Consider the following 16,414-nt stretch of genomic DNA (forward strand, 5'->3'; position numbering starts at 1 on the left):
GAGATTTCCCGCATAGGTAGTCATGCGGAAGAAAAGCTGCGTCACTGAGACGATCTTCTGAAATTTAACGCAGGTTAATAAGCGCACCTCTCGTTTTTTGCTGCATATCAACGATCGAACACGATCAGGGGCATCGATAAAGCGTGAAGGACCTTGCACTTATCACCGGCGGGGCCGGGTTCATCGGCCGCCATCTCGCTGCCGAGCTGCTGCGCCGCGGCTATCGCGTGCGCATCCTCGACAGCCTGATCGACCAGGTCCACGGCGGCCGCGACACGCTCGCGGGGCTCGACCCGGCCATCGAGTTCGTCGCGGGCGACGTGCGGGACGGAGAAGCGGTGGCGCGGGCGCTGAGCGGTGCCACGCACGTCGTCCATCTCGCCGCCGAGGTCGGCGTCGGGCAGAGCATGTACGCCGTCGAGCGCTACGTCTCGGTCAACGATTGCGGCACCGCCACCGTGTTCCAGGCGCTCATCGACGCGCCCGTGAAGCGGGTCGTCGTCGCCTCGTCGATGAGCATCTACGGAGAGGGGCTCTACCGCGCCGCGGACGGGCGGACGGTCGAGGACGCGGTGCGCAAGGCCCGCGCCCCGGGCGAGCCCTGGGACCCGACCGGTGCGGACGGGCGCCCGATGGTGCCGGCGCCGACGCCGGAATCGAAGCAGCCGGCGCTGGCCTCGGTCTACGCGCTCACGAAGTACATGCAGGAGCGCCTGACGCTGACGCTCGCGCCCGCCTACGGCATGGAGGGCGTCGCGCTCCGCCTCTGGAACGTCTACGGGCCGGGGCAGGCCCTCTCGAACCCCTACACCGGCGTCCTCGCGATCTTCGCCTCGCGCCTGCACAACGGCCAGCCGCCGATGATCTTCGAGGACGGCGAGCAGCGGCGCGACTTCGTGCACGTCGAGGACGTGGCGCAGGCCTTCGTCCTGGCGCTGGAGCACCCGGCCGCCGCGGGGCAGGTCTACAACGTCGGCAGCGGGCGGGACCGCTCGGTGAGCGAGGTGGCGCGCCTCCTCGCGCGGGCGATGGGCCGCGGCGGGATCGAGCCCGAGGTGACCGGACAGGCGCGGGCCGGCGATATCCGCCACTGCATCGCCGACATCGGCAAGATCCAGCGCGAGCTCGGCTACGCCCCGAGGCGCGACTTCGAGGAGGGACTGGCGGAGCTCGCCGCCTGGGTGGCCGAGCAGGAGGCGGTGGACCGGGTCGCGGAGGCGCGCCGCGAGCTCGAGGCTCGGGGGCTCGTCGCGTGAGCGCGCCCGCGAACGCGAACCGGGACGGCGGCCGGCCGGCCCTCGTCACCGGCGGCGCCGGCTTCGTCGGGGTGAACCTCGCCGACGCGCTGGCCTCGGAGGGGCAGGAGGTCATCGTCTACGACGCGCTCGCCCGCGCGGGCGTCGAGGCGAACCTCGCCTGGCTCCGCCAGCGCCATCCGGGCCGCATCACCGCGATCCTCGCCGACGTGCGCGACCGGGGCGAGCTCGCCCGCGCCGTGGCGGAGGCGGGCGCGGTGTTCCACTTCGCCGCGCAGGTCGCCGTGACCACGAGCCTCGTCGCCCCGCGCGAGGACATGGAGGTCAATCTCGGCGGCACCCTCAACCTGCTGGAGGCGATCCGGGCGCGCAGCGCGCCGGTGCCGCTCCTCTACGCCTCCACCAACAAGGTCTACGGCGATCTGCCGGACATCGATCTCGCCCTCGAGGGCGACGCCTACCTGCCGACCGATCCGGGCCTGCGCGCCCGCGGCATCGGGGAGGATCGGCCGCTCGACTTCCACACGCCCTACGGCTGCTCGAAGGGCGCCGCCGACCAGTACGTGCTCGATTACGCCCGCAGCTACGGCGTGCCGACCGCCGTGATGCGGATGAGCTGCATCTACGGCCCGCGCCAGATGGGCAACGAGGACCAGGGCTGGGTCGCTCATTTCCTGATCCGCGCCCTGCAGGGCCAGCCCGTCACGCTCTACGGCGACGGGCGGCAGGTGCGCGACATCCTGCACGTCCGCGACGCCGTGGCCGCATACCGCGCCGCCCTGGCGCGGATCGACCGCGTCTCGGGCCGGGCGTTCAACCTCGGCGGCGGCCCGGAGAACGCCGTGAGCCTGCGCCAGCTCCTCGCCCATCTCGGCACCCTGATCGGGCGCCCCGTCGAGACCGAGTTCGGCAACTGGCGGCCGGGCGACCAGCGCTACTACGTCTCGGACACGCGCGCCGTCCGCGAGGCGCTGGCGCTTCCGCCCGCAACGCCCTGGCGCGAGGGCGTCGGCATGCTCGCGGGCTGGCTGCGCGAGTGGCTGTCGGCGGAGCGCAACGCCGCCGAGCCGGCCCGGCCGCGGCTCAGGGAGGCGGCTCTATGAGGGTCGCGCTCGTCAACCCGCCCTGGGACTACCGCAACAGCATCTATTTCGGCTGCCGCGAGCCGCATCTCGCGCTCGAACTCGGCTACGCCGCTTCCCTGCTGCGCGCGGCCGGGCACGAGGCGATGATCGTCGACGCGCATCTCGACGGCCTCGACGCGCGGGCGGCCGCCGACGCCGTCGCGGGTTTCGCGCCCGGCATGACCGTGGTGACCACGGCGCCGACCTACCTGTTCTGGCGCTGCGCGCCGCCGGAACTGCGGGTGCCGCGCCTCTTCCTCGACGCGCTCGGCGCGCGGGGCGGGCGCACCGTGGCGGTCGGCCCGCACGGGTCCGCGACGCCCGGGACGACGCTGACGAAGCTCGGCTGCGACGTCGTGGTGCGCGGCGAGTGCGAGGAGATCGTCGCCCGCCTCGCCGACGCCGAGAGCCTGCGCGGCGTGCCCGCGCTCGCCTACCGGGAGGGCGATGAGATCGTCGTCACCGGACCGCCGCATGCCTGCCGCTTCACGGACCTGCCCGCCCTGCGCTGGCCCGACGCCTGGGTGGCGCGCCACCGTCACCACCACCACCGCTTCGAGGCGGCGCCGGACGGCCCCGGCGCCGAGGTCGAGGCGTCCCGCGGATGCCCCTACACCTGCAGCTTCTGCGCAAAGATCGACTTCCGGGACAAGTACCGCCGCCGCGACCTGACGCTCCTGCTCGAAGAGGTCGACGGGCTGATCGCCCAGGGTGCCACCTACCTCTACTTCATCGACGAGATCTTCCTGCCGCAGAAGCCGCTGCTCGAGGCGCTGGTCGGTCGCGATGTCCGCTTCGGCATCCAGACGCGGATCGACCTCTGGAAGTCGGACATGCTCGACCTCCTCGGCGCGGCGGGCTGCGTCTCGATCGAGGCCGGCGTCGAGAGCCTGACCGAGGAGGGCCGTGCGCAGCTCGACAAGAACTGCCGCGCCTCGACCGACGAACTCGCCGAGCGGCTGATCCACGCCCGCCGGACGGTGCCGTTCGTGCAGGCGAACCTGATCGCGGTGGCGGGCGACGATCCCGACCTCGTCGCCGCCTGGCGGGACCGCCTGCGCGGTCACGGCGTCTGGGCGAACGACCCCGTGCCGCTCTACCCCTACCCGAGTTCTCCCGATTACAGGCGCCTGTGGGGCGAGCCGGACGGCGCGGCCTGGGAGCGGGCGCACGCGCATTACCTCGGCCAGTTCGACCGCTTCAGCGACATCCAGGAGGAGCGGCCCCTGCCGCTGGCCGAGCTCGAGGCGGCCTGCGGATGCCGGTGAGATCATCCCACGTCCTGATGAGCGCCGACGCGCTCGGCGGGGTCTGGCCCTACACGCTGGACCTCGCGGAGGGGCTCGGCCGGGACGGCTTCCGGGTCACCGTGGCGCTGATGGGTCCCGCGCCGGCGCCGGAGATCATCGCGGCGGCCGAGGTGGGCACGGGCGCCCGCTTCTGCATCACGGACCTTCCCCTCGACTGGACGGCGGACTCGGCAGGCTCCGTGACCGAAGCGGCGGCGGCGTTGGCGCGGCTCGCCCGCGAGGCAGGCGCCGATCTCGTCCATCTCCACAGTCCCGCCCTCGCCGTGGCGGCCTTCGACGTGCCCGTGGTCGCCGTGTGCCATTCCTGCGTGACGACGTGGTGGGCGGCCTGCGGCTCCGGCCCGCTGCCGGACGATCTCGCGTGGCGCGGCGCTCTCGTCGCGCGCGGCTGCCGGGCGGCGGACGCCCTGCTCGCGCCGACCTCCGCGTTCGCCGAGGCGACGCGGGCGGCCTACGGCCTTACCCAGCCGCCGCGGGTGGTGCGAAACGGCCGGAGATCGTCGTGCCGTGCGGCGGTCGGCGAGCCGGCCCCGCACGCCTTCACGGCCGGCCGGCTCTGGGACGGCGGCAAGAATGCCGCCCTGCTCGACCGCGTGGCGGCCCGGACCCGCTGGACGATCCGCGCGGCCGGGCCCGTCGAGGGACCGAACGGGGAGCGCCTGGCGGCCGGACATCTCCGGCTCCTCGGCCGGCTCGACGATGCGGGGATCGCGCGGGAGCTCGCGCGGCGGCCGGTCTTCGTCTCGCTCGCCCGCTACGAGCCGTTCGGACTGGCGGTGCTGGAGGCGGCCGATGCCGGCTGCGCCCTCGTCCTGTCCGACATCCCGACCTTCCGCGAGCTCTGGGACGGCGCCGCGCTCTTCGTGCCCCCCGAGGAAGAGGCGGCCGCGTCCGCCATCGCGTCGCTCGCGGACGATCCCGGCCGGCGCGCGGCCCTCGGCGCGGCGGCGCGATCTCGCGCGGCCGATCACAGTCTCGCCGCGATGGTGGAGGGGGTCTCCGGTGTGTTCCGCGGGCTCCTCGCGGGCCGGCCGGCGCGACACCTGCGCGAGGCGGCCGCATGAGGATCGCCTACTTCACCCACTCCCTTTCCTCATGCTGGAACCACGGCAACGCGCATTTCCTCCGCGGCGTCCTGCGCGAGCTGATCGCCCTCGGGCACCGGGTCGAGGCGCACGAGCCCGCTGGAGCCTGGAGCCTGGAGAATCTTCGGCGCGACCACGGCGAGGCCGGCCTCGACCGGTACCGGGCCGCCTATCCGGACCTGTCGTCGCTCACCTACGGCGAGGACGGCCTCGCCGTGGAGCGGGCCGCGGGCGCCGACCTCGTGATCGTGCACGAGTGGAACGAGCCGGCCCTGATCGCGGCGCTCGGGCGGTCGCGCAAGCTCGGGCATGTCGGGACGCTCCTGTTCCACGACACCCATCACCGGGCGGTCAGCGCCCCGCAGGAGATGGCGGCCTTCGATCTCTCCGGCTACGACGGGATCCTCGCCTTCGGCGCGGCACTCGCCGAGGTCTACCGGGCGCAGGGCTGGGGCGGGCGGGCCTTCGTCTGGCACGAGGCCGCCGACACGCGCCTGTTCCGCCCGCCCGAGCCCGGCGCGCGGCAGGGCCTCGTCTGGATCGGCAACTGGGGCGACGGCGAGCGCACGCAGGAACTGGAGACCTTCCTGTTCCGGCCGGCCCAGGCCGCCGGGCTGCCCCTCGACATCTACGGCGTGCGTTACCCGGAGGCGGCGCGCGCGACGCTGGCGCGCTACGGCGCGCACTATCACGGCTGGGCGCCGAACGCCGCCGCGCCCGACCTGTTCGCCCGCCACCTCGTCACGGTGCACGTGCCGCGCCGCTTCTACGTGAAGGCGCTGCCCGGCATCCCGACCATCCGGGTGTTCGAGGCGCTGGCCTGCGGCATCCCGCTCGCATCCGCCCCCTGGGAGGATGCCGAGGGCCTGTTCACCGCCGGCGCCGACTACCTCGTCGCGCGGGACGGCGCCGCGATGGAGCGCCACCTGCGCGCCCTGCGCGCGGATGCGGACCTGCGCGATGCCCTGAGCGCCCACGGCCTCGCGACGATCCGGGCAAGGCACACCTGCCGCCACCGCGCGCAGGAGCTTCTCGGCATCGCCGCCGGCCTCGGCACCGCCGACACGATGGAGGCCGCGCAGTGAGAATCGCCTTCTACGGATCGTCCCTCCTCTCGTCCTACTGGAACGGCGCGGCGACCTACTACCGCGGCCTCCTGCGCGACCTCGCCGGGCGCGGCCACCGCATCACCTTCTACGAGCCCGACGCCTTCGACCGGCAGCAGCACCGCGACATCGACCCGCCGGACTGGGCGGAGGTGCGCGTCTATCCGGCCACGCCCGAGGCGATGCGCGCCGTCGTGGCGGAGGCCGCTTCCGCCGACGTGGTCGTGAAGGCGAGCGGCATCGGCGTGTTCGACGACGCGTTGCTGGAGGGGGTCGTCGCGGCCTCGCGCCCGGAGGCGATCCGCATCTTCTGGGACGTGGACGCCCCCGCCACGCTCGCCGAGATGCGCGCCGACCCCGGCCACGCGCTGCACCGCGCGATGCCGATGCTCGATCTCGTGCTCACCTACGGCGGCGGGCCGCCGGTCGTCGCCGCCTACGAGGGCTTCGGTGCGCGTGCCTGCGTGCCGGTCTACAACGCCCTCGATCCGGAAACGCACCACCCCGTGCCGCCGGACCCGCGCTTCTCGGCCGACCTCGCCTTCCTCGGCAACCGGCTCCCGGACCGCGAGGCGCGCGTCGAGACCTTCTTCCTCGTGGCGGCGGCGCGGCTGCCCGAGCGGTCCTTCCTGATCGGCGGGAACGGCTGGGAGAGCCGCGGGCTGCCGACCAACGTGCGCCACCTCGGGCACGTCTACACGCGCGACCACAACGCCTTCAACGCGACCCCGCTCGCCGTGCTCAACATCGCCCGCGAGAGCATGGCGGCGGTCGGCTTCTCGCCCGCGACCCGCGTGTTCGAGGCGACCGGCGCCGCCGCCTGCCTCATCACCGACGCCTGGGAGGGGATCGAGCTCTTTCTCAAGCCGGGCGAGGAGGTTCTCGTCGCGCGCGACGGTCGCGACGTCGCCGAGCACATCGCTGCTCTCACGCCGGAGCGCGCCCGCGCGATCGGCGAGGCGGCGCGCGCCCGCATCCTCTCCGAGCATACCTACGCGCGGCGCGGGCTGCAGGTCGACGCGATCCTGCGGGACGAAGCCGCCCGCAAGGCCGCGGGCACGCCCCGGCGGAGCGTCGCCTGATGGGCGCCCCGCTCAACCTCGTGGTCCTGGGCCTCAGCCTGTCCTCCTCCTGGGGCAACGGCCACGCGACGACCTACCGGGCGCTCCTCAGGGCGTTCGCCGCGCGCGGCCACGACGTGCTGTTCCTGGAGCGCGACGTGCCCTGGTACGCGGCCCATCGCGACCTGCCGGAGCCCGATTTCTGCCGCCTCGTCCTCTATCCGGACCTCGCGGGCCTCGACGCGCATCGCGCGGCGATCGCGGGCGCGGACGCGGTCGTCGTCGGGTCCTATGTGCCGGAGGGCATCGCGGTCGGAGACCGCGTCCTCGCCTGGGCGCGTGGCGCGCGCGCCTTCTACGACATCGACACGCCGGTGACGCTCGCCGCCTTCCAGGCCGGTACCTGCGCCTACCTCGCGCAGCCGCAGATCCGCGGCTACGACCTCTATCTCTCCTTCACCGGCGGCCCGACCCTGGCGCGGCTGGAGCGCTCGTACGGCTCGCCCGCGGCGCGCGCGCTCTACTGCTCCGTCGACCCGGACGCGCACCCGCGCCTCGACCGCGAGCCGGCCTATGACCTGAGCTATCTCGGCACCTACAGCCCGGACCGGCAGCCCACCCTGGAGCGGCTTCTCCTGGAGCCGGCGCGGCGGGCGCCGGACCTCCGCTTCGCGGTCGCGGGTCCGCAATACCCGGGCGACATCGCCTGGCCCGCGAACGTCGTCAGGATCGACCATCTGCCGCCCGAGCGGCACGCCGACTTCTACGCGTCGAGCCGCTACGCCCTCAACGTGACCCGCGGCGACATGATCCGGGCGGGCTGGAGCCCGAGCGTGCGCCTGTTCGAGGCGGGCAGCATCGGCACGCCGCTGATCAGCGACCGCTGGGACGGGCTCGGCGACATCCTCACGCCGGGCCGCGAGATCCTCTGCGCCGACACCGCCGACGACGTCCTCGCCGTCCTGCGCGGGCAGTCGGAGGCGGAGCGCCGCCGCGTCGCCGCGGCGGCGCGGGCGGCGATCCTCTCCCGGCACAGCGCCGCGCACCGGGCGGCGGAACTCGAAGGGCATCTGCGGGAGGCGTCCGGGCGGCGGGCGCCCTCGATGCCCGCTCTCGAAACGGTTGAGTGAGCGAAGGGTCGGACGATGAAGAACAGCGGAGAGAACAGGGCACTCGTCGCGGGAGGGGCCGGCTTCATCGGTTCGCACCTGGTCGACGCGCTGCTCGGCGAGGGCCTGCGCGTGACCTGCCTCGACTCGTTCCTCACCGGGCGGCGTACCAATCTCGCCCACCTCGCGCGGGAGCCGCGCCTCGACCTCGTCGAGGCCGACGTGACGGAGCCGCTGCCCGACCTGCCGCGCTTCGACTGGATCTTCAATCTCGCCTGCGCCGCCTCGCCGCCGCACTATCAGGCGGATCCGCAGCACACGATGATGACCTGCGTGGTCGGATCCCACCGGATGCTCGAATGCGCGCGCTCGACCGGCGCCCGCTTCCTCCAGGCCTCGACCAGCGAGGTCTACGGCGACCCGCAGGTGCACCCGCAGGAGGAGAGCTACTGGGGGCACGTCAACCCGACCGGCCCGCGCGCCTGCTACGACGAGGGCAAGCGCTCCGCCGAGACCCTGGCTTTCGACTACCGGCGCCGCTACGGCCTTGACGTGCGCGTCGCGCGGATCTTCAACACCTACGGGCCGCGCATGCGGGCCGATGACGGGCGCGTCGTCTCGAACGTGGTTTGCCAAGCGCTGGCGAACGAGCCGATCACCGTCTACGGCGACGGCGAGCAGACCCGCTCCTTCTGCTACGTCAGCGACCTCGTCGACGGCCTGATGCGGCTGATGCGCCGGGAGACCGCGCCGGACGGTCCCGTCAACCTCGGCAACCCCCGCGAGATGACGGTGGCGGAGCTCGTCACGCTGGTGAGCCGGATGACGGGCACGCGCTCGCAGATCGTGCGCCGTCCGCTGCCCGTGGACGACCCGCAGCGCCGCCGGCCCGACATCACCCGGGCGGAGCGTCTGCTCGGCTGGGCCCCGCGGGTCGCGCTGGAGAGCGGGCTCGAAGAGACGATCGCGTGGTTCGCCGGGGAGGTGGCGCGGCGGGACCACGTCCCCGTCGTCGGCGCCGCCCGCGGCGGTGCCGCCCGGCCCCGGCTGGAGCCCGCGCTGCACAGCATCGCGCAGGGCTGACCATGCCCCGCGATCCCGTCCGCGTCGGCATCGTCGGTGTCGGCAACTGCGCCTCCTCCTTCGTGCAGGGCCTGCACCACTACCGGGCCGCCGGCCCGGAGGAGGCCGTGCCGGGCCTGACGATGCCGGATCTCGGCGGGTACCGGGTGGGCGACGTCACGGTGGTGTCGGCCTTCGACGTCTCGGCCGCCAAGGTCGGGCAGGATCTGGCACGGGCGATCCTCGCGGCGCCGAACAACACGCACCGCTTCGCCGAGGTGCCGGAGACCGGCGTCATCGTCCGGCGCGGGCCGACGCTGGACGGAATCGGGCGCTACCTCGGCGACGTCATCGCGGAATCGCCCGAGCCGGTCGCGGACGTGGCGGCGGAACTGGAGCGCACGCGCACCCAGGTCCTCGTCTCGTACCTGCCGGTGGGCTCTCAACGCGCGAGCGAGTTCTACGCGCGCTGCGCCCTCGATGCGGGCTGCGCCTTCGTCAACTGCATTCCCGTCTTCATCGGCTCGGACGAGGCGTGGCGGCGCCGCTTCGAGGAGCGGCGGCTGCCGCTCGTCGGCGACGATATCAAGAGCCAGGTCGGTGCCACCATCGTGCACCGCGTCCTCGCCAACCTCCTGCGCGAGCGCGGCGTGAAGCTGGAGCGGACCTACCAGCTCAATTTCGGCGGCAATTCCGACTTCCTCAACATGCTGGAGCGCGAGCGGCTGGAATCCAAGAAGCTCTCGAAGACCCGCGCGGTCACGAGCCAGCTCGAGACGCCGCTGGCGCCGGGCGACATCCATGTCGGCCCGAGCGACCACGTCCCGTGGCTGACGGACCGGAAATGGGCGCATATCCGCCTGGAGGCGACCGGCTTCGGCGGCGTGCCGCTGAACCTCGAACTGAAGCTCGAAGTCTGGGACTCGCCGAACTCGGCCGGCATCGTCATCGACGCCGTGCGCTGCGCGCGCCTCGCCCTCGACCGTGGCATCGGGGGCGCCCTCGTCGGCCCGTCGAGCTGGTTCATGAAGTCGCCCCCCGTCCAGTTCACGGACGCGGAGGCGCACCGGCGGATGCTCGCCTTCGTCGCGGGCGAGGCGGACGGGCGCGCCGGAACCGGCGCATGAGGCGGGTGATCCTCGTGCGCCACGCGAGCCACGACCGGCTCGGGCGCATCCTGTGCGGGCGCATGCCCGGCGTGTCCCTGAGTGAAGAGGGACGCGCCGAGGCCGGCGCGCTCGCCCGGCTCCTCGCGGCCTGCGGCGCGGGGCGCCTGCTCGCGAGCCCGCTGGCGCGCGCGCAGGAGACCGCCGCAACGATCGCCGAGAACCTGAATTTGAGCATCGAGACCGCGGCGGAGCTCGACGAGATCGATTTCGGCGCCTGGACGGGCCGCGCCTTCCAAGACCTCGCGGACGATCCCGCCTGGATGGCCTGGAACACGGCCCGCTCGGACACCCGGCCGCCCGGCGGCGAGAGCATGGGCGAGGCTCAAGGGCGCGCCGGCGGCCTCCTCGACCGGCTGGCCGGCGAGGAGGGGCCGCCCGCGATTCTCGTCAGCCACGGCGACGTGATCCGCGCCGCGATCCTGCGCCTTCTCGGCCTGTCGCTCGACGCCTACGACAGCCTCGTGGTCGATCCGGCGTCCCGCAGCGAGGTCGCCCTCTGGCCGGGCGGCGGCCGGCTCGTCTCCCTCAACGAGAGGTGCGCGCCATGAGCGAGGCCGAACTCGCGGACCTGCGCCGCAGCGTCGAGGCGCTCGGGCCCTGGTTCCACAACATCGACCTCGGTGAGGGGGTCTGGACGGCGCCCGGCCACTTCCTCGGCGACTACCCGGCGGTGAAGTGGCGCCGCTTCAGCGACGCCCTGCCGGCGGACCTGACCGGCCGGAGCGTCCTCGACATCGGCTGCAACGGCGGTTTCTACGCGATCGAGATGAAGCGGCGCGGCGCCGAGCGGGTCGTCGCGCTCGATTCGGACGAGCGCTATCTCGCGCAAGGACGCTTCGCCGCCGAGCGCCTCGGCTACCGGATCGAGTTCCGCAACCTGTCGGTCTACGATGTCGGCGCGCTCGCCGAACGGTTCGACGTGGTGCTCTTCATGGGTGTGCTCTACCACCTGCGGCACCCGCTCCTCGCCCTCGACCTGATCCGCGAGCACGTGGCGGGCGATCTCCTCGTCTTCCAGTCGATGCTCCGCGGCTCGCCCGCCATCGAGCCTGTACCGGAGGATTGCGATTTCTGGGACATGGACCAGTTCGAGCGGCCCGGCTACCCGCGGCTGCACTTCGTCGAGCGCGCCTACGCGCACGACGTGACGAACTGGTGGATCCCGAACCGCGCCGGGATCGAGGCGATGCTGCGCGCGAGCGGCTTCACCATCGAGGGCCGGCCGGAATCCGAGGTCTATCTGTGCCGGTGCGCCGAGCGGCCCTACGGGGCGGAGGCGGCGTATCCGGCGCGCGGCGCGCAGGGGGGTGGGGCACGATGATCGAAGCGGTGATGCTCTGGAACGAGCCCAACAACAAGTCGCACTGGGACCCCGTGCTCGATCCCGACTGGTTCCTGTTCTCCGAGATGGTGAAGGACGCCGGTCACGCGATCCGGGCGGTCAACCCGGCACTGCCGAGGGTGCTCGGCGGGATCTCGCCGATCGACCCGCACTTCATCCGCCGCATGGAGGGCCAGGGCGTGCTGGCGGCCGTCGACGCTGTGGCGGTGCACGGCTTCCCGCTCGACTGGAACCTCTGGCCGATCCACGCATGGCCGGAAAAGATCGAGGAGATCCGTGCCGTGACCGGGCTTCCGGTCTGGGTCTCCGAGGTGGGCGTGTCGAGCTTCGGTGCCGAGGAGGTGCAGGCCTGGGGCTGCGAGCGCACGGCCGAGCTGCTGAAGGGCCGGGCGCCGCGCATCCACTGGTACAGCCTCTACGACCTGCCGCGGGAATGGGAGGCGACGACGAGACACAAGGAAGCCGAGGGCTCCTCCTACTACCGCCACTTCCACATGGGCCTCCTGCGCCAGGACGGCACGCCGAAGCTCGCGCTCGACGCCTTCGCCCGGCACGCGCCGGACCTCGGGCTCTGCCAGTGGTTCCACTTCGAGGATCACCGGCTCGACGAGGCGGTCGCCTGGATGAGGCGGCTCGGCGTCACCTACCTGCGCACCGGCCTCTCCTGGGCCGACAGCTTCCGCCCGAACGCCCTCGACTGGTTCGACCGCCAGATGGAGGCGCTGGCGGATTTCGACGTGACGGTCACCTTCTGCTTCACGCCGGAGCATCGCGGCATTGCCCCTCACCACACCAGCGCGCCGCTGGTGCGGGAGGAGTTCGCCGAGTTCTGCGCGGCGATGGTCCGCCGCTACGCACCGGGGCAGACGGTCGCGGCCGACGCCGGCGAGATCATGCTTCAGGGAGCGCTCTGAGCCGGGCGGCGCCCGGCCAGCATCCCTCGATCGAAGGCCGGAGTGGCCGGCTTACCGGTCCGCCTTGTCGCCCGCGACGGTCAACTCGACGTAGCGGCGCGTCGTCGGGCCGACGAGCTCGCGAACCTTGCGCGCCATCGCCTCCTCCTCGCGCAGCGACTGCTGGAACCCGGTGATGCTGCCCTGTTGCCCGGCGGTCTCGCAGATGGTGAGCAGCGACTCGTAGGCGGCGATCTCGAAATTCTCGAAGGCGTGGTTGGCGTACGCGTTCTTCAGGATCTCGTCCTGGGCCGGCGTGTGGCCGAGCGCCATCATGTTCCCGACGAAGCCGAGGATGCCCTCCTTGATCGCGGACGGGCTCTCGGAGACCGCCTGCAGCGCCTCTTCCAGGCGCGCGCGCTGGCCGTGCGTCTCCTCGATGTGGCGGCGCAGGGCATCCTCCATCTCGGGGTAGCGCTGCAGGCGCTCGACCTGCCGCTCCATGATCTGCAGCGCCTGCATCTCGAGAGCGTGCGTGTTCTTCAGCGCGGTGATGTAGATGTCGCGTGCGTCTAGAGCCATTCCAATCATCCTTGTCAGATGTCGTGGATTTCGAGAGCGCAAATCCGCACGCACCGGAAAGTTCCGTCATTGCCTGCCAAGCAGAATGGCAAAGGTATAGCTTGTCTTTTCAAAATTGATCCAGGTTAATATGCCAAACATCGAAAAAAATCCCGGAACAACGTCGGACGAGCGAGATTTTCCCGGAGAAACCCGCGGCCGCCCGGTCGATCATCGGGGCCTTCCTCAGGTTCGGATCCACGCATGCTTCGTCACGGCACGCTTGCCCGCGGGGCCGACGTCGCGGCGGCGGGGCTCCGGCGCGCCTGAGCGGGGCCCGAGCGGCCGAGGCGGACGGGCTCACTTGGAGCACCGGCGGGCGCATCAGCAGGAGCCGTACCCATGTACTATTTCGACAAGCGCACCCAGTACCCGGTGAAGGTCGACAGCCCCGATCCGATCTACGCGCGCATGCTGCAGCAGGCTATCGGCGGCATCGAGGGCGAGATCCGCGTCTGCATGCAGTACTTCTTCCAGGCCTGGGGCGCCCGCGGCCCGACGACGAAGTACCGCGACATGATCCTCAACACGGCCACCGAGGAAATCGGCCACATCGAGATGCTGGCCACCGCCGTCGCCCTGAACCTCGAGAAGGCCCCGACGAAGGTGCAGGAGGCCGGCGCGGCCGACGCGATCGTCGGCGCCGTGATGGGCGGCGAGAACCCGCGCCACGTGGCCGAGGGCATGCTGCACAAGACGCTCCTGTCCACGGGCATGGCCGCGTTCCCCGGCAACTCGGACGGCCTGCCCTTCGACATGAGCCACGTCTACGCGAGCGGCAATCTCGCCGCCGACATGTACTGCAACGTGGCCGCCGAGAGCACCGGCCGGGTGCTCGCGGTCCGCCTCTACAACGCGACCAACGACCCGGGCATGCGGGACATGTGGAGCTTCCTGATCGCGCGCGACACCATGCACCAGCAGCAGTGGCTCGCCGTCGTCGAGGAGCTCGGCGGCAAGGAGGGCAACCTGCCGATCCCGAACAGCTTCCCGCAGGAGAAGGAGAATCAGCAGTACAACTACGCGTTCTTCTCCACCTCGCACGACGGCTCGCCGCCGCCCGAGGGCCGCTGGACCAGCGGACCCTCCCTCGACGGCAAGGGCAACTTCAGCGTCGTCCAGAACGCGCCGATGGGCGAGGAGCCCGTGCTCGGCCCGGCGCGCCCCGACAGCGGCGCCCAGAGCCAGCAGATGGGCTGATCCCGTCGAGGCCGCCGCGCCCGAGGTCCGACGGGCCTCCGCGGCGCGGCGGCGCTCCCCCGTCGAACACATCCGTCACGGCCCGCGGGCGACCGAAGAGGACCCTTCCATGAGCGCTCACAAGCCCCTGAACCAGCAGGTGATCGTCGTCACCGGCGCCTCGAGCGGCATCGGCCTCGCCACGGCCCGGATGAGCGCCGGGCGCGGCGCCCGCGTCGTGCTCGCCGCCCGCAACGGCGAGGCGCTCGACGCGGTGAGGGCCGAGATCGAGCGGGGCGGCGGCGTGGCCGAGCCCGTCGTGGCCGACGTGAGCGACCGTGCCCAGGTGCAGGCGGTCGCCGACCGGGCGATCCAGCGCTTCGGCCGGATCGACACCTGGGTGAACAATGCCGGGCTGTCGATCTTCGGCCGCCTGGAGGAGGTCGACGACGCCGACAGCCGGCGCCTGTTCGACACGAACTTCTGGGGCGTCGTCCAGGGCTCGCTCGTGGCGCTGCCGCACCTCAAGCAGAGCGGCGGGGTTCTGATCAACCTCGGCAGCGTCGCCTCCGACATCGCCTTCCCGCTCCAGGGCATGTACTGCGCGACCAAGCACGCCATCAAAGGCTTCACGGACGCGCTGCGCATGGAGCTGGAGGAGGAGGGCGCGCCCGTCTCCGTGACCCTCATCAAGCCGGCGGCGATCGACACCCCCTTCGCGGAGAACGCCAGGAACTACACCGACCGCCAGCCGAAGCTGCCGCCCCCGGTCTACCGGACGGAGGAGGTGGCGGAGGCGATCGTCCACGCCGCGACGCACCCGCAGCGCGACATCTACGTCGGCGGCGGCGGGCGCCTGATGAGCGCGGCCCAGAGCATCGCGCCGCGCACCTTCGACCGGATCGGGCGCACCATGGTCGGCCAGCAGCTGCGCGACGAGCCGGCCCGCGAGCGCGACGGCACCCTGTACCGGGCGGGACACGGCGGGCGCACCAGCGGCGACCACCCCGGCTACGTCATGCGCCGCAGCCTCTATACCCGCAGCGTCCTTCACCCGGTGACGGCGGCGGCCGTGGTGGCGGGGCTCGGCCTCGCCGCGACCGGACTGATGGGCGGCCGCCGCCGGCGTTGAGGCGCGGTCGGGGCTGAGCGGAGACCGACGCGCGGGATCGTGCGGCTCAGGAATGAAGACCTGGGCCGCCCCGGTCCGGCGCCGCACCGTCGTGCCCAGACGTGCCGCAACCAAGGCGAGCGGACGGGCGTTCCTGAGGGCAGAAACAAATCCTCTCAAGGACGCACGCCATGCTCACACGTCTCGCCACCGCCGCCGGTCTCCTGGCCCTCTCGACCGGCCTCGCCCTCGCCCAGGCGCCCGCCGCCACGGGCACCACGCCGCCCGCCAGCCAGGCGAGCAGCGACATGAAGGAGTGGCAGGTCGCCAAGACCGCGAAGGTCGGGCTCGCCCAGGCCCTCGCCACGGCCGAGAGCCAGGGCGACAAGGGCCGTGCCATCGACGCCGACTTCGAGAAGGCGGACGGCAAGAACCCGGCCCACTACAGCATCAAGGTCGTCTATCCGGACGGCAAGCTCGTCGAGTACGGCATCAACGCCGATACCGGCGAGGTCTACAAGAACGAGAACCAGCCGATCGAGCGCTACTTCACGCGGCTGAAGACCGCCGACTTCCAGAACGCCAAGACCTCGCTGAAGGACGCGCTGGCCATCGCAGAGCAGAAGGCGGGCGGCGGCAAGGCCTACGAGGCCGAGGTCGAGCGGGACGGCAACTCGGTCCAGTACGAGATCTCGGTGGCGCTCAACGACCGCTCGCAGGAGGTCAAGGTCGGCCCCGACGGCAAGGTCGTGGGCGACTGATCCCGAGGCTCCATAACGCGCCCGCCATCGGCCGTGCCGGTGGCGGGTGTCAGAAATTATCAACTTTCGCTAGTATCACCCGACCCTTTCCGGTGCGGCCCGGTCGGCAGCACCGCGAATCGCTGCTGCCACGCTCGGCGTGCGGCCGAGGTTGATAACCGCGCATACCACCTATGGTAGCGTGGCTATTGTTGCCGCGAAGGATGCCAAGCTATGCTGTCTCCC

The 16,414-nt window shown here is 72.1% G+C and carries 16 protein-coding genes; 15 read left to right on the plus strand and 1 reads right to left on the minus strand.

Annotated features, from left to right (window positions below; genetic code table 11):
* Positions 1-143 precede the first annotated feature (143 nt).
* The 12 genes from MOX02_RS21630 to MOX02_RS21685 are packed head-to-tail and all read left to right on the plus strand — an operon-like array spanning position 144 to position 12,538.
* On the plus strand, positions 144-1,256 hold the full coding sequence (locus tag MOX02_RS21630) for an NAD-dependent epimerase/dehydratase family protein (protein WP_147027870.1): 1,113 nt from the start codon (positions 144-146) through the stop codon (positions 1,254-1,256).
* Positions 1,253-2,359, plus strand: coding sequence for an SDR family NAD(P)-dependent oxidoreductase (locus MOX02_RS21635; RefSeq protein WP_210250396.1), 1,107 nt, complete (start codon positions 1,253-1,255; stop codon positions 2,357-2,359). The genes MOX02_RS21630 and MOX02_RS21635 overlap by 4 nt, the downstream gene beginning before the upstream one ends.
* Positions 2,356-3,648 (plus strand): TIGR04295 family B12-binding domain-containing radical SAM protein, encoded by a 1,293-nt coding sequence (locus MOX02_RS21640; protein ID WP_147027871.1) that lies wholly within the window; start codon positions 2,356-2,358, stop codon positions 3,646-3,648. The genes MOX02_RS21635 and MOX02_RS21640 overlap by 4 nt, the downstream gene beginning before the upstream one ends.
* Positions 3,639-4,754, plus strand: a complete 1,116-nt coding sequence (locus MOX02_RS21645) for a glycosyltransferase family 4 protein (protein ID WP_147027872.1) — start codon at positions 3,639-3,641, stop codon at positions 4,752-4,754. Before MOX02_RS21640 ends, MOX02_RS21645 begins: the two co-directional genes overlap by 10 nt.
* Positions 4,751-5,860 (plus strand): CgeB family protein, encoded by a 1,110-nt coding sequence (locus MOX02_RS21650; RefSeq protein ID WP_147027873.1) that lies wholly within the window; start codon positions 4,751-4,753, stop codon positions 5,858-5,860. The genes MOX02_RS21645 and MOX02_RS21650 overlap by 4 nt, the downstream gene beginning before the upstream one ends.
* The gene (locus tag MOX02_RS21655) at positions 5,857-6,963 is read left to right on the plus strand and encodes a CgeB family protein (RefSeq protein ID WP_147027874.1); all 1,107 of its coding nucleotides are present in this window, start codon (positions 5,857-5,859) and stop codon (positions 6,961-6,963) included. Before MOX02_RS21650 ends, MOX02_RS21655 begins: the two co-directional genes overlap by 4 nt.
* A complete protein-coding gene (locus tag MOX02_RS21660) occupies positions 6,963-8,072 on the plus strand; it encodes a CgeB family protein (protein ID WP_373866775.1) in 1,110 nt (369 codons plus the stop codon). Before MOX02_RS21655 ends, MOX02_RS21660 begins: the two co-directional genes overlap by 1 nt.
* Before the next feature lie 15 nt (positions 8,073-8,087).
* Positions 8,088-9,134: a UDP-glucuronic acid decarboxylase family protein gene (locus MOX02_RS21665; protein WP_147027876.1), complete on the plus strand. Its 1,047-nt coding sequence runs from the start codon at positions 8,088-8,090 to the stop codon at positions 9,132-9,134.
* Positions 9,135-9,136: 2 nt separating this feature from the next.
* The gene (locus MOX02_RS21670; protein WP_147027877.1) at positions 9,137-10,240 is read left to right on the plus strand and encodes an inositol-3-phosphate synthase; all 1,104 of its coding nucleotides are present in this window, start codon (positions 9,137-9,139) and stop codon (positions 10,238-10,240) included.
* On the plus strand, positions 10,237-10,830 hold the full coding sequence (locus MOX02_RS21675) for a histidine phosphatase family protein (RefSeq protein ID WP_147027878.1): 594 nt from the start codon (positions 10,237-10,239) through the stop codon (positions 10,828-10,830). Before MOX02_RS21670 ends, MOX02_RS21675 begins: the two co-directional genes overlap by 4 nt.
* Positions 10,827-11,603 (plus strand): TIGR04290 family methyltransferase, encoded by a 777-nt coding sequence (locus tag MOX02_RS21680; protein ID WP_147027879.1) that lies wholly within the window; start codon positions 10,827-10,829, stop codon positions 11,601-11,603. The genes MOX02_RS21675 and MOX02_RS21680 overlap by 4 nt, the downstream gene beginning before the upstream one ends.
* A complete protein-coding gene (locus MOX02_RS21685) occupies positions 11,600-12,538 on the plus strand; it encodes a glycoside hydrolase 5 family protein (RefSeq protein WP_147027880.1) in 939 nt (312 codons plus the stop codon). Before MOX02_RS21680 ends, MOX02_RS21685 begins: the two co-directional genes overlap by 4 nt.
* Before the next feature lie 51 nt (positions 12,539-12,589).
* Here the strand turns inward: MOX02_RS21685 and MOX02_RS21690 are convergent, their stop codons facing one another.
* Positions 12,590-13,099 carry a ferritin-like domain-containing protein gene (locus MOX02_RS21690; protein WP_147027881.1) on the minus strand — a complete coding sequence of 170 codons (510 nt, stop codon included), beginning with the start codon at positions 13,097-13,099 and terminating at the stop codon, positions 12,590-12,592.
* A gap of 381 nt (positions 13,100-13,480) precedes the next feature.
* On the opposite strand from MOX02_RS21690, the gene MOX02_RS21695 reads away from it, so the two are divergent.
* The 3 genes from MOX02_RS21695 to MOX02_RS21705 all read left to right on the plus strand — a co-directional run bounded on the left by MOX02_RS21695 (position 13,481) and on the right by MOX02_RS21705 (position 16,189).
* The gene (locus tag MOX02_RS21695) at positions 13,481-14,338 is read left to right on the plus strand and encodes a manganese catalase family protein (protein ID WP_147027882.1); all 858 of its coding nucleotides are present in this window, start codon (positions 13,481-13,483) and stop codon (positions 14,336-14,338) included.
* 109 nt (positions 14,339-14,447) lie between these two features.
* Positions 14,448-15,449, plus strand: coding sequence for an SDR family oxidoreductase (locus tag MOX02_RS21700; RefSeq protein WP_147027883.1), 1,002 nt, complete (start codon positions 14,448-14,450; stop codon positions 15,447-15,449).
* 170 nt (positions 15,450-15,619) lie between these two features.
* The gene (locus MOX02_RS21705) at positions 15,620-16,189 is read left to right on the plus strand and encodes a PepSY domain-containing protein (RefSeq protein ID WP_147027884.1); all 570 of its coding nucleotides are present in this window, start codon (positions 15,620-15,622) and stop codon (positions 16,187-16,189) included.
* Positions 16,190-16,414: the final 225 nt, after the last annotated feature.

It is taken from the genome of Methylobacterium oxalidis, from assembly GCF_007992195.1.
Lineage (GTDB): Bacteria > Pseudomonadota > Alphaproteobacteria > Rhizobiales > Beijerinckiaceae > Methylobacterium > Methylobacterium oxalidis.

Coding starts and splice junctions, on each gene's coding strand:
- MOX02_RS21640 (WP_147027871.1), top strand. CDS start 2,356: ATGAGGGTCGCGCTCGTCAACCCGCCCTGGGACTACCGCAACAGCATC.
- MOX02_RS21645 (WP_147027872.1), top strand. CDS start 3,639: ATGCCGGTGAGATCATCCCACGTCCTGATGAGCGCCGACGCGCTCGGC.
- MOX02_RS21650 (WP_147027873.1), top strand. CDS start 4,751: ATGAGGATCGCCTACTTCACCCACTCCCTTTCCTCATGCTGGAACCAC.
- MOX02_RS21660 (WP_373866775.1), top strand. CDS start 6,963: ATGGGCGCCCCGCTCAACCTCGTGGTCCTGGGCCTCAGCCTGTCCTCC.
- MOX02_RS21665 (WP_147027876.1), top strand. CDS start 8,088: ATGAAGAACAGCGGAGAGAACAGGGCACTCGTCGCGGGAGGGGCCGGC.
- MOX02_RS21670 (WP_147027877.1), top strand. CDS start 9,137: ATGCCCCGCGATCCCGTCCGCGTCGGCATCGTCGGTGTCGGCAACTGC.
- MOX02_RS21675 (WP_147027878.1), top strand. CDS start 10,237: ATGAGGCGGGTGATCCTCGTGCGCCACGCGAGCCACGACCGGCTCGGG.
- MOX02_RS21680 (WP_147027879.1), top strand. CDS start 10,827: ATGAGCGAGGCCGAACTCGCGGACCTGCGCCGCAGCGTCGAGGCGCTC.
- MOX02_RS21685 (WP_147027880.1), top strand. CDS start 11,600: ATGATCGAAGCGGTGATGCTCTGGAACGAGCCCAACAACAAGTCGCAC.
- MOX02_RS21690 (WP_147027881.1), bottom strand. CDS start 13,099: ATGGCTCTAGACGCACGCGACATCTACATCACCGCGCTGAAGAACACG.
- MOX02_RS21695 (WP_147027882.1), top strand. CDS start 13,481: ATGTACTATTTCGACAAGCGCACCCAGTACCCGGTGAAGGTCGACAGC.
- MOX02_RS21700 (WP_147027883.1), top strand. CDS start 14,448: ATGAGCGCTCACAAGCCCCTGAACCAGCAGGTGATCGTCGTCACCGGC.
- MOX02_RS21705 (WP_147027884.1), top strand. CDS start 15,620: ATGCTCACACGTCTCGCCACCGCCGCCGGTCTCCTGGCCCTCTCGACC.